Source organism: Mesorhizobium sp. M0174 (genome assembly GCF_040322275.1).
In the GTDB taxonomy this organism is placed as follows: Bacteria; Pseudomonadota; Alphaproteobacteria; order Rhizobiales; family Rhizobiaceae; genus Mesorhizobium.
Genome location: NZ_JAMYTB010000001.1, coordinates 39,614 through 54,093, shown reverse-complemented (window position 1 = coordinate 54,093; position 14,480 = coordinate 39,614). Strand labels below are relative to the sequence as shown.

Genomic DNA, 14,480 nt, shown 5'->3' with positions numbered 1-14,480 from the left:
AAAATGAAATCAGCTTCCTGGGCCGTCGACAACCTTCACCTGTTCTGCTTTTATTTGCGCGGGTGGAGGATTCTGAAAATGTTCAAAGCATTCTTTCTGTCAGCGGCAGCTGTGGTCAGTAGTATTCAGCCGGTATTTGCATGGCAGGCGAGCACGGAGGGTCCCGACGTGTTTGGCGTAACCAAAGTAATTGCAACCGAAGGCGGACCACACGATTCCTTAGTCGTGCAATGTGACAGTAAGGAAACTCTATTTGTTGCGTACGTCCTTCGCAAAAAGGAATTCGAGGATGTGCCCGAAGCGCCGGCCACCCTTTATATTCAAGGAAGCGGCGGAACTCCTCTGAAGCTCGAAGCGACGATGCGGACATGGAATGACAATTATGCCGGCGTCGTTGCGGTTGGACGGTCGCCGGAATTGATGGCTGCTATCCAGGAGATCAAAAACTCAAAGGCGAAAGTCAACGTCGGCTATGAGATTGGCGGCAACCAAGATTCCGCGTCGTTCAGCTCGCGCGGCTCGACTACGGCGATGCAGCGGGTGATAGACGGGTGCAGGCTTTCAGATATACCGTTGCCGCCGGCGTGAATGGTTCTTCATGGCCACCGCCGCGTATCCTTCCGAGTGCCCATGCCCCGACAGCATGTGGAATGCCAGATCGGTGCATGCCATTGCCGCCGGGCGTGGCACTCCGCGCTTTCCCGCTGCCACATTGGGCTGTCCGCGTCGATCTGATCGCAACGAACGTGTGGCAGCCCGCTTCCGATGCCCATGGCGGTTGACGACCTCGAGCGAAAGCGCGAAGCTTTGGCGGGGGTAATGCAATGAGTGCCGGTAATCTCGTCGCGTGGGGTATAGCGTCGCTGCTTCTGCTGGTCGGCACCGGGCAAGCGGCGCAGCCCGATCTAATCGCTTCAGGCACCGGTTTTTTCGTCAACAATGAGGGTTGGCTTGTCACCAACGCCCATGTCCTGAAAGAGTGCGCCAGCGTAACTGTTGTTGGCCGCGGCGACACATCGGAATGGAAGAGCGACGAGTTGAACGATCTCGCCGTAATCCACAGCCCTGGGACTGCGCCGGCAATAATCTCTATTCGCAGCACCCCGGCACGCTTGGGCGAGGATGTGGCTGCGCTCGGCTACCCTCTTGCACCTGTACTTTCCAGCTCGGTGAAGATCACGACTGGCAATGTGAACTCGCTCCTCGGCATTGGCGACGATACTCGGTATCTTCAGATCTCGACTCCGATCCAGCCAGGAAATTCTGGAGGGCCGCTCGTTGATCAAAGCGGCAGCCTCATAGGCATTACTGCAGCGACGCTTAGGGAGGGCGCGACTGGAGACGTCAGCGTCGCTCCTCAGAACGTAAACTTTGCAGTTCGAGCCAGCTTGCTCGCACTGTTTTTGCAAAGTCGCAGCGTCGAATTTCAGGCTGACGATGCGGTAGGCCCGATTCTGTCAACAGCCGATCTTGCTGACAAGATCGCGCCGGCGACGGCTCAGATCCTTTGCCACGGCTCAGCGCCTGTATTTGTGACCGCCGTTCAGCCCACTGTGCCGACCGACAAGGACCCCGAAACAATCCCGGGCACGTCGGGAAGTGCTATCGAAAAGGCGAAGGCGTTCGCCTACAGGTACCATGCTGCGTGGTCCTCGGACAATGCTACAGCTTTTGTCTACATGAACTCGGCATACTCAGGCCAAGTGATTTATTACGGCAAGATGCAGTCGGCCGTAGACGTAATTAAAGAAAAACGCAGGTTCGCTGATCGGTGGCCGGTCCGCAGATATTCTATCCGAGACGGTTCCCTCACCGCTCAGTGCGTCGGGTCAATCTGTACAATAAACGGCATTGTAGACTGGCAAGTACAGAGCGAAAAGAGACAGAAAACAGCCGCCGGCATTGCAGATTTTTTCATGTCCGTCGATGTCGACCAAGGCGTGGTTCTGCGTGAATCTGGTAGTGTCATTCGTCCCGTACGTGCGGACGTCAAGGGTTTGCTTGCACGATGGTACAGAGAGAATGACCGCTGTAGGGGCGGCTCGGGCGACGATCCGGACAGCCTGGATGCCTGCGACCGACGTACCGCCGTGGACGGTGAATTGGCCAAGGCAGGATGGTGCTACGGCCATAAAGGCGAATACGGCTATCAAATGAAATGGCACGTTTGCGATGCCGCGTCCCTCCGGTGAAATCGGAGCGGATCTAAGCCGTCGCCCTTCGTTCGGCGACCAAGCGGCCCTCGAGCACGTCGAAGCCGGCATTGACATCCGGCATCAGCGGAAGGGTACAACGACGTTCGCTCCACGAGGATAGAGGCGACGCGTGCTCGGAGCCTGGCGCTGATCCGCGGGTCGCAGCAGTTGCGCCGTCACCCTTCACCCGCCAGAGAGCATCGAATGGCTCTGCTGATGGATTGCGTAAGGCGTGCCGAACTATCGCAATGAGGCGCGTCGCAAGTTGCCATCTAGGCACGACGCGCGGCAGACTTTAGATCGGGACTAGAACCAGCGATCGCGGCGCTGGTCTGTGGCGGCCAAGGCGAGGCCCAGTAGCGCCCCTACGGCCGCTCCGAGTATGAAGGCGGACGATACTGTCCCAGGATTCTCCTGGACCACCCCGGACACCGTCTGCGCCCTGTTGCGCAGGGCTTGTGCCGTCCGCGAGGCGCGCTCAGCAGCGTTGCCATACCAATCGCCGGCGTCCTCGATCGCCTCTTCCGCGCGTTCCGCCAAGGTTCGGTTGATCTTGTTGATCTCGCGCCTCAGCTGCGCGATCTGCTTCTCCAGGGCTTCCTGAGCTTCACGTTGAGTCATCTTCGGTGCTGCGGATTCGTTCGGTTCGTCGGCCATTGTAATCTCCTTTGCTCAGGCTCGGCTCAACGGCCGGCCCACTGTGCAGGTTCCTCCGCAAAACGCGTATGTCCGGTGTTTGTTCGGTGAGAAACCGGCTTTTGTCCGGCATGTCTGCGAATTCGGCATCAACATCGGATCGTTCCGGCGCTCGCCGCGTTGGTGAAAACGCCACAAGGGAGGATCCGCCATGGACGACGATCGGCATGAAAAAATTCGGCAGCGAGCCTATGAAATCTGGGTGCGCGAGGGCCGCCCGGATGGCGCGCATGAACGTCATTGGCAGCAGGCGAAGCAAGAGCTTGGCCTCGACGACGCGGACGTTCCGGCGGGAACGATCGCCAGCTCCGACGTTCTGACGGTCGAGGCACTGGCGATGCGCACCGGGATAACCGGTGATCAGGCGCAAGAACTGATCGACAGGCTTGGCAACGACAGGGCGACGCTGGAGGAAGCCGCGCGGAACCTCAAGGCAGCCGAAAGTTAGAGCGTGTTTGAGAAGGGGATTCCCAGCGCTGCTTATCAAGCACGCTCTTAGCAGCGCTCGACACCCTTTGCCGCCAGCATGTCGTCAACGGCTGCCGACATCAGAAATTCCGACAGCTGCTCGGCAGCTTCTGCGTTCGTTGAACCGGCACTGATGCCAATGGCGAAGTCGACGTAACTTTGGAGTTCTGCCGGAAACCGACCGACAAGCACGACCTCGGGAGCGGCCGCGAGAATCGAAGTCACGGGAACGACCCCCAACTCGGCTTCCCCACGGCCCACGGCTTGCGCTGTCTGCCCTCCTGGTATGGCCACCAGCTTGGGCTTCACCTCATCCGCTATCCCCAAACGTTCCAGCAAGCCGGAGAAGTAGCCACCGCTGGTTCCTTCACCGGCGTAGGCGATCGATCTGGCGCTCTTCAACGCCTGTTCGAATGCTTCCACGGACGCGATATCGAGCGGTCGACTGCCTGCCTTGGCTGCCACCCCCATTGCTATCCGGCCAAAACGCCACCTGGCTCCCCGCCTTGACCTTTCCCGAGGCAGTCAGATCCTGAACCAGGTCCGGATTGGTGATGACGAGGTCAAAAGCTTCCCCAGCTTCAATCTGCTTCTTTACGGTCGGATTGAGCTCCCACCTGACCGCAACCGTGAATCCTGTGGCCGTTTCGAACTGGGGTATGAGGGCTAGGATGGCGGGGCGGACCGCAATAGCGCCAAAAAGCCGGGTTTCCTGATTCATCGCCTAACCCCGAATCGGTCTAAACGACTTCCTTACAATGCGCATTTAGCCTTCATTCCACGGCTGCCCGGCCATTCTATGCTCAGCGTCGCGGAAGCCGTCGCTGTTTGGCGACCGGATGCGGTCGTCGCCTACTTCCTCGGCGGCCCCTTGCGCTCGGCCGATGCCGCCCAGAGGTTGATCTCCGACTCGCGGGCAAAGGTGTCGATCTCGGCGAGCTCGGCATCGCTGAAGTCGAGCGCCTTCAGCGCCCCGACACAATCCTCGACCTGTTCCGGCCGGCTGGCGCCGATCAGCGCCGATGTGACCCTGCCCCTGCGCAGCACCCAGGCCAGCGCCATCTGCGCCAGCGTCTGGCCGCGGCGACGGGCGATGACGTTCAGCGCCTCGATATTGGCGATCGATTTGTCGTTGATGAATGCCGGGCGCAGCGACTTGCCCTGGCTGGCGCGGCTGCCATCGGGGATGCCGCCGAGATATTTGTCGGTCAGCATGCCTTGCGCCAGCGGCGAGAACACGATCGAGCCGACGCCAAGTCCCTCCAGCGTATCGAGCAGGCCATCGTCCTCGACCCAGCGGTTGAGCATCGAATAGCTCGGCTGATGGATCACGCAAGGCGTGCCGAGCTGCTTCAAAATGTCGGCGGCCTCGCGGGTGCGCTGCGAAGTATAGGAGGAAATGCCGGCATAGAGTGCCTTGCCCGAGCGCACCGCGTGATCGAGTGCGCCCATCGTCTCTTCCAGCGGGGTGTCGGGGTCGAAGCGGTGCGAGTAGAAGATGTCGACATAGTCGAGCCCCATCCGCTTCAGGCTCTGGTCGAGGCTGGCCAGCACATATTTGCGGCCGCCCCATTCGCCATAAGGCCCTGCCCACATTTCGTAGCCGGCCTTGGTCGAGATGATCAGCTCGTCGCGATAACCGGCAAAGTCCGTCCGCAAGATCTCGCCGAACGCCCGCTCCGCCGAGCCGGGCGGCGGGCCGTAATTGTTGGCGAGATCGAAATGCGTGATGCCCAGATCGAAGGCCCTGCGCATGATCGCCTGCTTGGTCCTATGCGGCGTGTCGTCGCCGAAATTGTGCCACAGCCCAAGCGAGATCGCCGGCAGCTTCAGGCCGGACCGCCCGCAGCGATTGTAGACCATCTTTTCGTAGCGGTTTTCCGCGGGAACATAGGGCATGGAAAATCCTCATATCGAAACGAGCCCGACGGCTGCCGCCGCGATGACGGGCAAGTCGAGTCCGGCCCACCCTTAGCCTCTCCCCGCGCAAACGGGGAGAGGCTTTTTGCGGTGCTTGGGAGGTGCGCCGCCTACTTGGTTTTCTTCTTCGCCAGCAGCTCCTTCGCCGCCTTGACGCCGAGTGCCGCGGGCCGCTCGCAGCTGGTCTGCATGGCGACGAACTTTCCCGTCTCGCCCGAGCGCAACAGGCCGGTCATGACGTCGACGGCATGCAGCGCCAGCTCCATCGAGCAGCGGTGCGGCCGGCCTTCCCTGATCGCGATCGCCATGTCGGCAAGGCCGGCGGTGCGGTAGTTGGCCATCATGCCTTGCGAATGCATCTCGTTGGGCACGCCGAACGGATGCGGCCATTTCGGCAGCTTCTTCACCGGCTTGGCGGCTTCGGTGTAGCGCACCTCGCCGCCGAAGAAGTTCGGATCCGGCACGAACACCGTGCCCGCCTCGCCATAGAGCTCCATCGGAGCGTGGCCGTGGCTCCAGACATCCCAGCTGGTGTTGAGCGTCACAACGGCGCCGTTCTCGAATTCCAGCACGCCATGGATCGTCGTTGGCGTGGAGACCGGTATCTTTTCGCCGGCGCGCGGCTTCGAGCTGATGATGCGTTCCGTCATCGGGATCGAAGCGAAGGCAGCGACCCGCTTCACCGGCCCGATCAGCTGGATCAGGTTGGTGATGTAATAGGGTCCGATATCGAGCACCGGCCCGGCGCCCGGCTGGAAGAAGAAGTCCGGATTGGGGTGCCAATGCTCCATGCCATGGCTCATCACATGACAGGTGCCGCTGGTGACCTTGCCGAGCCTGCCGGTGTCGATCAGGTCGCGGACAAGCTGGTGCGCGCCGCCAAGGAAGGTGTCGGGGGCAGAGCCGATGCGCAGCCCCTTGTTTTCCGCCCGTTTCTTCAGGTCGAGCCCTTCCTTGACCGACAGCACGAAGGGCTTCTCCGAATAGACGTGCTTGCCGGCGTCGAGGATCTGCTTCGACACCTCGTAATGCACCGCCGGAATGGTCAGGTTGACGATGATGTCGATATCGTCGGCCTTGAGCAGCCCCTCAACGGTCTCGGCGCGCAGCTTGAACTCCTTTGCCCGCGCTTTCGCCGCTTCCATGTTGATGTCGGCGCAGGCGCGCATCTCGATGCTGCGAAACAGCGGCGCCAGCGAGAAATACGCCTTCGAGATGTTGCCGCAGCCAATGACGCCGATCCCAAGTTTTGTTGCCATGCTGATGTGCTCCTAATAGGTCTTGGCGGCTGCGATGGAGCGGCGGGCGAAGCGCTCGATGTCGTTGGGATTGTCTTGTTCCATGACGTAGTATTTCGCAGCGCTTTTGGCGCGCAGCGCCTTGATCAGGCCGGGCCAGTCGATGGTGCCGTGGCCGACGTCGGACCAGCCGTCCTCGTCGAGGCCCTCGCCCGGCTTGGCCAAGTCCTTGACGTGGACGGCTACGATGCGCTTGCCGTGCTTCTCGATCCAGGGCAGCGGATCGACGCCGCCCCGCACCACCCAGGCGACATCCATCTCCCAGCCGATGTCGGGCGCGGAGGACAGGATATGGTCCTGCGGCACCGAGCCGTCGGCGAGCGCCTTGAATTCGAAATCATGATTGTGCCAGGCAAAACCATAGCCGGCTTTCCTCGCCGTCTCGCCGACCTTGGCCAGGCGTTCGCCGAAGCCGCGCCAGCCGGCCGCGTCGGCCGGCCTGAACTCGGCGTTCAGGAAGGGGCAGATGAGCAGCGTGATGCCGAGCGCATCGGCCGTCCTGCGCACGCCGTCGAAATCCTTCTCGAGCGCGTCGATCGAGAAATGCCCGGTCGGCATGGCAAGGCCGTTCTTGTCGAGCTCGGCACGGAACGCCTTGGGATCGTCATAGACGCCACCGAACCCTTCGACTTGGCTGTAACCAAGCTCGCCCAGCATTTTGAGCACGCCCTCCCAGGGCTGGAAATTACGCGCGCTGTAAAGTTGGAATGACCAGTTCATCGTCTCTGTCCGTTTCTTGGGGATGGTTAGTCTTGGGGGGAATGAAAAAAGTCTTGGGAGGCTAAAATCAGGCTCTAGAGGCGGTTACCTGTGGCGGCGTCGAACAGCGAGGCCCGCATCGGGTCGAAACCGATGCCGACCGCCTCCGCGTTGTTTGGCGTACGCTCGGCTGTCACCCGTACCGTGAAATTCTGGCCGGCCAGCTTCAGCCAGACCAGCGTGTCGGAACCCATGGGCTCGACGACCTCGACATTTGCCGTGGCTGCGAACGGCCATCCCGTGCCACTGTTGAACGCCACGTGCTCGGGGCGGATGCCGAACACGGCCGGCCCCGGCACCGGGTCCTTCTCGAAAGCATAGGTGGCAAGCGGGATCCGCACATCCTCGACGACGAAGTGCCAGTCGCCATCCGCCTGCTCCAGCCTGCCGTCGAGGAAGTTCATTGCCGGCGAGCCGAGGAAGCCAGCGACAAACCGGTTGACCGGCCGGTTATAGATGGTCTGCGGTGCATCGAGCTGCTGGATGACGCCGCCCTTCATCACCGCGATGCGGTCGGCCAGCGTCATCGCCTCGATCTGGTCGTGGGTGACGTAGATCATGGTGTTCTCGAGCTTGCGATGCAGCAGCTTGATCTCGACGCGCAATTCCGCGCGCAGCTTGGCGTCGAGGTTGGAGAGCGGCTCGTCGAACAGGAAGACGTCGACGTCGCGCACAAGTGCGCGCCCGATCGCCACACGCTGGCGCTGGCCGCCGGACAGGGCCGCCGGCTTGCGATGCAAGAGCGGTTCGATCTGCAGGATTTCGGCGGCCCGGGCGATGCGCTTGGCAATCTCGTCCTTGGCGAGGCCGGCAACGCGCAGCCCAAACGACAGGTTCTTCTCCACCGTCATCTGCGGATAGAGCGCGTAGGACTGGAACACCATGCCGATGCCGCGATCCTTGGGCTCTTCCCAGGTGACGTTCTTGCCCTTGATGAAGATGCGGCCTTCGGAAACGTCGAGCAGCCCGGCAATGCAGTTGAGCAAGGTCGACTTGCCGCAACCGGACGGGCCGAGCAGCACGATGAACTCGCCTTCCGCGACATCGAGGTTGAGCGTCTGCAGCACCGATATCGCGCCGAAATTCAGCGACAGGTTCTGGATCGAGACACTGGTGCCGTTTGCCCCCTTGCTGCCGTTTACCCCAACGCTGCCGTTTGCGTTCATCGCCATCATCCTTTCACCGCGCCGGCGGCGATGCCGCGCACAAACAATTTTCCGGACAGGAAATAGACGATCAGCGGCACCAGGCCGGTCAGGATGGTGGCTGCCATGTTGACGTTGTATTCCTTCACGCCTTGCACCGAGTTGACGATGTTGTTGAGCTGCACCGTCATCGGATAGGTGTCGGGGCGGGTGTAGACGACGCCGAACAGGAAGTCGTTCCAGATGCCGGTCACCTGCAGGATGATGGCGACGACGAAGATCGGCAGCGACATCGGCAGCATGATGCGGAAATAAATGCCCCAGAAGCCGGCCCCGTCGACACGCGCTGCCCGGAACAGCTCCTCCGGCATGGAGGTAAAGTAGTTGCGGAACAACAGCGTGAGGATCGGCATGCCGAAGATGGAATGGACGATCACCAGGCCGCTGAGGCTGCCGTAGAGGCCGACTTCGCGCAGGATGATGACGATCGGATAGATCATCACCTGATAAGGGATGAAGGCGCCGACGATCAGGATGATGAAGAAAGTGTCGGCGCCTTTGAAGCGCCAGTTGGCAAGCGCATAACCGTTCACCGAGGCGAGCGCGATCGACAGGATCACCGACGGGATGGTGATGCGCACCGAATTCCAGAAGCCACGCGACAGCCCGTCGCAGTTGAGCCCGGTGCAGGCGCTCGACCAGGCCTTGACCCAGGGCTCGAAAGTGATCTCCATCGGCGGCGAGAAGATGTTGCCGAGGCGTATCTCGGGCATGCCTTTGAGCGATGTCACCACCATTACATAGAGCGGCAAAAGATAGTAGAGCGCCACCACGATCAACGTGCCGTACAGGAAGATGTTACGGCGCGAGAATGTGTGGCGCGGCTTCGGCCCGCTCGGCCCGTAGGCTTCGAGGCCGCCGGCACCGGCAATGGCGGGCAATGAAACGGTATGGTCAGACACGCTTCTTGCCTCCGAACTCGAGATAGGCCCACGGCACGATGACGATGATCACCGACAGCAGCATTATCGTCGAGGCGGCGAATCCCTGGCCGAGGTTCTGGGCGAAGAACATGTAATCATAGACATATTTGGCCGGGACTTCGGAGGCGATGCCGGGCCCGCCGCTGGTCTGGGCGACGACAAGGTCGTAGACGCGAACGATGTTGGAGGCGACGATGACCAGCGTGGTGATGAAGACCGGCCGCATCATCGGTATGATGATGAACAGATAGGTCTTCCAGGTCGGTATCCCGTCGACCCGCGCGGCCTTCCAGATATCCTCGTCGATGCCGCGCAGGCCGGCCAGCATCAGGCACATGATGAGCCCGGTGCCTTGCCAGAGAGCGGCGATCAATATGCCGTAGATGACGATGCTGGAATCATAGAGCGGATTGAAGCTGAAGCTCGTCCAGCCGAGGCTGCGCACCACTGCCTGGACACCGAATTCGGGGTTGAGCAGCCACTGCCAGACCAGACCGGTGACGATGAAGGACAGGGCGAAAGGATAGAGGAAAATGGTCCGGAACGTGTCCTCGAACCGGATCTTCTGGTCGAGCAGGGCTGCAAGAAGGAAGCCGATGACCAGCGAGAACACCAGCGACAGCACGCCGTAGATCAGCAGGTTCTCGATCGAGATCAGCCAGCGCGGCGTCGCCCACAGCCGATAGTACTGGTCGAGACCGACAAAGTGCAGCCGCGGCAGCAGCTTGGAATTTGTGAAGGAATACAGCACCGTCCAGAGGGTGCCGCCGACAAAAATCACCAGCGCGGTGAAAATCATCGGGATCGAAGCGACTTTCGCATTGAGGTTGCGAAAGAGTTGGCTAGGGCGTTCGCTCTTGCTCATCTGCACAGCCGCGCTGGATCGGGTAAGGGCCGGAGGGTCAAGAGGCCTTGACCCTAGCTCCCGACCCTGCGTTCGCAGGGGCGGGAGTGAGGCGGTTGGTCGATCGCTCAATCGGCCGAACCGACAATGGCGGCGAAGCGCTTCTGCGCATCTTCCACGGTCATGTCCTGCTTGGCGAAGAACTCGGAGAACAGATCCTCCTTCTGCTTCTGCGTATCCTGTGAAAGCAGCTGGTCGGTCCAGGGCATGACATTGCCCTTGGCGAGAATTTCGAGCCCCTTCTTCATGCAGTCGTTCGCCGCCTTGAGGTCGACGTCGCCGCGCACCGGCAGCGAACCTTTCTTGAGATTGAAGGCGACCTGCGTCTTGGGATCGAGCAGTGTGTGGGCCAGCACTTCCTGTGCCTTCGATTTTTCGGGATCCTTCAGCAGCGGGAAGTAGAAAGCGTCGCCGCCGGTGGCGATCATCTCGTTGAGACCGAGGCCCGGAAGGCAAGTATAGTCCTTGCCGGCGACCTGACCGGCAACCTGGAACTCGCCCTGCGCCCAGTCACCCATGATCTGGCCGCCGGCCTTGCCGGTGATGACCAGGTTGGTGGCCTGGTTCCAGTCTTGCACGTTGGTGTTCTTCGCCATCTTGCGGGCATCGTCCGCGGCCTTGAAGACCTTGGCGACTCCGGGCCCGGCGGCGAATTCGGCGTCCTTGTCCTTGTAGACCTTGAGGAAGGCGTCGGTGCCGCCGACCGCCGCAAGCAGCACGTCGAAAGCGCCGGAGGCCTGCCAGGGCTGGCCGCCGACCGCAAGCGGCAGGATGCCTGCCTTTTCCAGCGCGGGCGCCGCAGCGACATATTCATTCCAGTTCTTCGGCACCGGCACGCCGGCCTTTTTGAAGGCGGCGTTCGACAGCCACAGCCACTGCCAGGAGTGGATATTGACCGGCACGCAATAAATCTTGCCATCGAGGGTACAGCCGTCGAGCAGGCTCTTCGGCTGCACGATTTCCGTCCACTTTTCCTTGGTGGCGAGATCGGTGAGGTCGCGCATCAGCCCGGCCTGCACCAGTTCTTCCGCCTGCCGGCCGTGATTGAACTGGGTAGCGCCCATCGGATCGCCACCGGTGATGCGGCTGATCATGATCGGCCGCGCCGTGCCGCCGGAACCGGCGATGGCGCCGTCCACCCAGTGATTGCCGGTTGCGTCGAAAGCCTTGGCGAGTTCGGCGACCGCTGCCGCCTCGCCGCCGGAGGTCCACCAATGGGTGACTTCCAGATCCGTCGCGGCCGCCGGGCCGGCAAATTGCAGCGCGACCGTCGCTGCCAGCGCAGCAGTCATGAGTTGGTATCGCATTTCGTTCCTCCCAGAATCTGAAACGTTACAGATTTTCGATACGGCAATTGCTTGAGGCGCGCAACCCCTCAGGCGAAGGTGGCATCAAGTTTTTTCGAAGCGCGAATAAAATCGCGCGGCTCGCTGGCTTACCGCATCGCAACCAGAGAGGTTGCACTGCAAAATGCAATGTTGCGACGCCAAAAGGATCGGAAAAGCCCGTTCCAATCACGGTTTTGGGCCGATTGCAGCGCCGCTCGTTCTGCATCTGTCACCAGTGATGTGGCAATGGTCGTGACAATCTGTAACGTTTCAGTATATAGCGGTTTCATTCGGTGAAGGCCCGCGGCGAACCCGCGGCCGGCCGATTGCCGGGCGGTTCGGCAACTGTTATGCGCCTGACGGGGCGGGACGAATGAACAGGCATCAAAAAGAGAAGGCCGACGAAGCGTCGGGCCAGGGCCGGCCGACGCTGAAGACGCTCGCCTTCATGACCGGGCTGGGCGTCACCACCGTGTCGCGCGCGCTGAAGGACGCCCCCGAGATCGGCGCCGAGACCAGGCGGCGCGTCCAGCTTGTCGCCAAGCAGATCGGCTATCGCCCCAACCGAGCCGGCGTCCGCCTGCGCACCGGCAAGACCAATGTCATCAGCCTGGTGCTCAACACCGAGCACGAGATCATGAGCTTTGTCTCGGACATCATCTACGGCGTTTCGGAAGTCATCGCCGACACGCCCTATCATTTGATCGTGACGCCCTATTCGCGCTCGCAGGATCCGCTCGACCCGATCCGTTACCTCGTGGAAACCGGTTCAGCCGACGGCGTCATCATTTCGCGCACGCAGCCGAACGATCCGAGGGCCCGATATATGCTGGAGCGCGGCATTCCCTTTGCCACGCACGGCCGCACCGACATGGGGCTGATCCATCCCTATCATGATTTCGACAATTACGCTTTCGCAGCCGAGGCGGTGCGCCATCTGGCCGGCCTCGGCCGCCGCCGGCTGGCTCTGTTGGCGCCGCCGGTCGAGCTGACCTATCACGGCCACACGCTCGCCGGCTTTGCCGATGCGCTGAGCGAGGTCGGCGCCAGCGAGATTCCGTTCAACACCGTTTCGATCGATCATTCGATCGAGCAGATCAGAATGCGGACGGCGCAGCTGATGCGCCGCGAAAGCCGCCCGGACGGTTTCATCAGCAGCGCCGCCGCCGCGACGCTCGCCATCGTCGCCGGCATCGAAGACGTCGGCCTCAAGCTTGGCCGCGATGTCGATGTGGTGTCCAAACAATCGTCGGAGCTTCTGCACCTTTTTCGCAGCGAATTGCTGGTCGTCAACGAGAACTTCCGGCTGGCCGGCGCCGAACTCGCCCGCTCGGTGCTGGGCTGGATCGGCGGCGCCGCCCCCGGCACCCTGCAAAGCCTGAGCGAGCCGGGCGAAGTCCAAGCCTATCGCCGCCCCGAGTAAGTGTTTAGAGCGGGATATGTTCAGATTGAATGACATCCGGCTCCAATGCGCGCTGCTGACTGGCAACATTGGAGGCGATACCAGTCAGTCCGGTTTCAGACCGTGGAGGGGAAAGGCGGTCATTCGCTTTTGCGGACGCTGCTGAAACCCAATTAGAAATTCTGTTTCACAACGCCTTCGATAGTCGCAGCGTCATTGGCCCATTTATGAAATCATTTCTCGTAAGGCCCGAGTCCGAGCGTCAATTTCTGCTCGGCCTGTTGTCCCAGCGTGGCGGTATGGTTCTAGGTAGCGCAGCCGATATGAGTTGGCCGTCGCAAATTCGTTGAGATCGCTTTGCTGGCGATCCACGACGAGCCACCCGTTTACCGAAAGAATGGTGAGTGCAGAGGTGATGTGCTGGCGCGCAATCCCTGAATATTCTGTGATTTTGTCGTAGCTCAGATCAACCCGGTTCGTCTCGTTGTCTCGCCTTGCGACGAACAAGAGGTACAGTTTCATCGCGTCCAATTCGGAGCGCTTGCGAAGCGTGAAATCCTTGAACATCGGGATTCCGCCATGGCTGTTGTAGAGCTTTTTCGCGGGCAGCTTTCCCCATCCGCGTTGCGTTGGATCAAGGGTCGGCAGGAGAAACGTGCTGCGATCCACACGTTCGGCCAACCCCGATTTGGTTAGGATTTCCAACCCGGCCGCGATCTTGGCGCGGCTCAACCCCGCGACGGCATCTATGGAATCGTATGTCAGGCGGGCCGCTCCACCGTCGCCACGATGATGCGCCAACAGAACCATGCAGATGAAGGCCGCTAGGACATCAGGGCCGCCAGACTTCCAAGTGAAGTCTTTGAGCCCGCCATCTTCGATCCAAAGCGTGGGAAACGGCACCCATTGGCGCATGATAACCATTAGCGCCTCCGATGGGTGGTCGAGACAACATAGATCGCATAGGCGGCTACGCCCAATCCAGCCAGTGCGATCAAACCGATCTGGCCTTCGGGCGGCAGTAGTAGGAAAGCGGAAATTGCTTTCAAAATTTCAGACATGTTCGGCACCTCCGATTTGACGATGATGCTGAAAAAATACGACAGCTTGAAGTGTCTTTCTAGAAACAGTTCTGGCGGTTTCACGGCAAATTCGACGACAAACCATATACATAACAATGCATTACACGCAACTAAGACAGTTTTTTGCATCTTTAGAACAGTTCACGAAGCACGCTCCATGAACTATTCGCAAGGAACTTGTGCCTTGCAAGATGCCTGCCTTCTCGCCGCAGCCTGATGATAGTCAATGCCGAATTGGAAACAGAATCACAGTATTCTGTTTCACGGATCGGATGTCCGCTCTCAAAGTACGCATTTGGT

General features: G+C 60.6%; 14 protein-coding genes and 1 pseudogene. 4 read left to right on the top strand and 11 right to left on the bottom strand.

The features are described 5' to 3' along the window. The first annotated feature begins 78 nt into the window (after window positions 1-78). Entirely contained in the window at window positions 79-588 is a 510-nt protein-coding gene (locus tag NKJ13_RS00280; protein WP_352776967.1) for a hypothetical protein, read from the top strand. Between the two features lie 236 nt (window positions 589-824). Beyond that, the gene (locus tag NKJ13_RS00275) at window positions 825-2,192 is read left to right on the top strand and encodes a S1C family serine protease (RefSeq protein ID WP_352737516.1); all 1,368 of its coding nucleotides are present in this window, start codon (window positions 825-827) and stop codon (window positions 2,190-2,192) included. A 309-nt stretch (window positions 2,193-2,501) separates the two neighbouring features. Here the strand turns inward: NKJ13_RS00275 and NKJ13_RS00270 are convergent, their stop codons facing one another. After that, the gene (locus tag NKJ13_RS00270; protein WP_352737517.1) at window positions 2,502-2,852 is read right to left on the bottom strand and encodes a hypothetical protein; all 351 of its coding nucleotides are present in this window, start codon (window positions 2,850-2,852) and stop codon (window positions 2,502-2,504) included. A 190-nt stretch (window positions 2,853-3,042) separates the two neighbouring features. Between NKJ13_RS00270 and NKJ13_RS00265 the strand changes: the two genes are divergently transcribed. Next, window positions 3,043-3,339 carry a DUF2934 domain-containing protein gene (locus tag NKJ13_RS00265; RefSeq protein WP_352448358.1) on the top strand — a complete coding sequence of 99 codons (297 nt, stop codon included), beginning with the start codon at window positions 3,043-3,045 and terminating at the stop codon, window positions 3,337-3,339. 47 nt (window positions 3,340-3,386) lie between these two features. Here NKJ13_RS00265 and NKJ13_RS00260 read toward each other — a convergent pair. The 8 genes and pseudogenes from NKJ13_RS00260 to NKJ13_RS00225 all read right to left on the bottom strand — a co-directional run bounded on the left by NKJ13_RS00260 (window position 3,387) and on the right by NKJ13_RS00225 (window position 11,675). After that, window positions 3,387-4,080, bottom strand: a pseudogene (locus tag NKJ13_RS00260) (molybdate ABC transporter substrate-binding protein). 131 nt (window positions 4,081-4,211) lie between these two features. After that, window positions 4,212-5,258 carry an L-glyceraldehyde 3-phosphate reductase gene (mgrA, locus tag NKJ13_RS00255; RefSeq protein ID WP_352737518.1) on the bottom strand — a complete coding sequence of 349 codons (1,047 nt, stop codon included), beginning with the start codon at window positions 5,256-5,258 and terminating at the stop codon, window positions 4,212-4,214. A gap of 131 nt (window positions 5,259-5,389) precedes the next feature. Then, window positions 5,390-6,538 (bottom strand): Gfo/Idh/MocA family protein, encoded by a 1,149-nt coding sequence (locus NKJ13_RS00250; RefSeq protein ID WP_352737519.1) that lies wholly within the window; start codon window positions 6,536-6,538, stop codon window positions 5,390-5,392. Between the two features lie 12 nt (window positions 6,539-6,550). Next, window positions 6,551-7,297: a sugar phosphate isomerase/epimerase family protein gene (locus NKJ13_RS00245; RefSeq protein ID WP_352506633.1), complete on the bottom strand. Its 747-nt coding sequence runs from the start codon at window positions 7,295-7,297 to the stop codon at window positions 6,551-6,553. A 74-nt stretch (window positions 7,298-7,371) separates the two neighbouring features. Further along, window positions 7,372-8,502, bottom strand: a complete 1,131-nt coding sequence (locus NKJ13_RS00240) for an ABC transporter ATP-binding protein (RefSeq protein WP_352737520.1) — start codon at window positions 8,500-8,502, stop codon at window positions 7,372-7,374. Window positions 8,503-8,507: 5 nt separating this feature from the next. After that, window positions 8,508-9,443: a carbohydrate ABC transporter permease gene (locus NKJ13_RS00235; protein ID WP_352476375.1), complete on the bottom strand. Its 936-nt coding sequence runs from the start codon at window positions 9,441-9,443 to the stop codon at window positions 8,508-8,510. Beyond that, on the bottom strand, window positions 9,436-10,329 hold the full coding sequence (locus NKJ13_RS00230; protein WP_352737521.1) for a carbohydrate ABC transporter permease: 894 nt from the start codon (window positions 10,327-10,329) through the stop codon (window positions 9,436-9,438). Before NKJ13_RS00230 ends, NKJ13_RS00235 begins: the two co-directional genes overlap by 8 nt. A gap of 107 nt (window positions 10,330-10,436) precedes the next feature. Next, a complete protein-coding gene (locus tag NKJ13_RS00225) occupies window positions 10,437-11,675 on the bottom strand; it encodes an ABC transporter substrate-binding protein (protein ID WP_352737522.1) in 1,239 nt (412 codons plus the stop codon). Window positions 11,676-12,069: 394 nt separating this feature from the next. Here NKJ13_RS00225 and NKJ13_RS00220 point away from each other — a divergent pair, with 394 nt between their 5' ends. After that, window positions 12,070-13,119, top strand: a complete 1,050-nt coding sequence (locus NKJ13_RS00220; RefSeq protein ID WP_352737523.1) for a LacI family transcriptional regulator — start codon at window positions 12,070-12,072, stop codon at window positions 13,117-13,119. 204 nt (window positions 13,120-13,323) lie between these two features. Here the strand turns inward: NKJ13_RS00220 and NKJ13_RS00215 are convergent, their stop codons facing one another. Beyond that, window positions 13,324-14,022, bottom strand: coding sequence for a hypothetical protein (locus NKJ13_RS00215; RefSeq protein ID WP_352737524.1), 699 nt, complete (start codon window positions 14,020-14,022; stop codon window positions 13,324-13,326). Further along, the gene (locus NKJ13_RS00210; RefSeq protein WP_352737525.1) at window positions 14,022-14,243 is read right to left on the bottom strand and encodes a hypothetical protein; all 222 of its coding nucleotides are present in this window, start codon (window positions 14,241-14,243) and stop codon (window positions 14,022-14,024) included. Before NKJ13_RS00210 ends, NKJ13_RS00215 begins: the two co-directional genes overlap by 1 nt. Window positions 14,244-14,480: the final 237 nt, after the last annotated feature.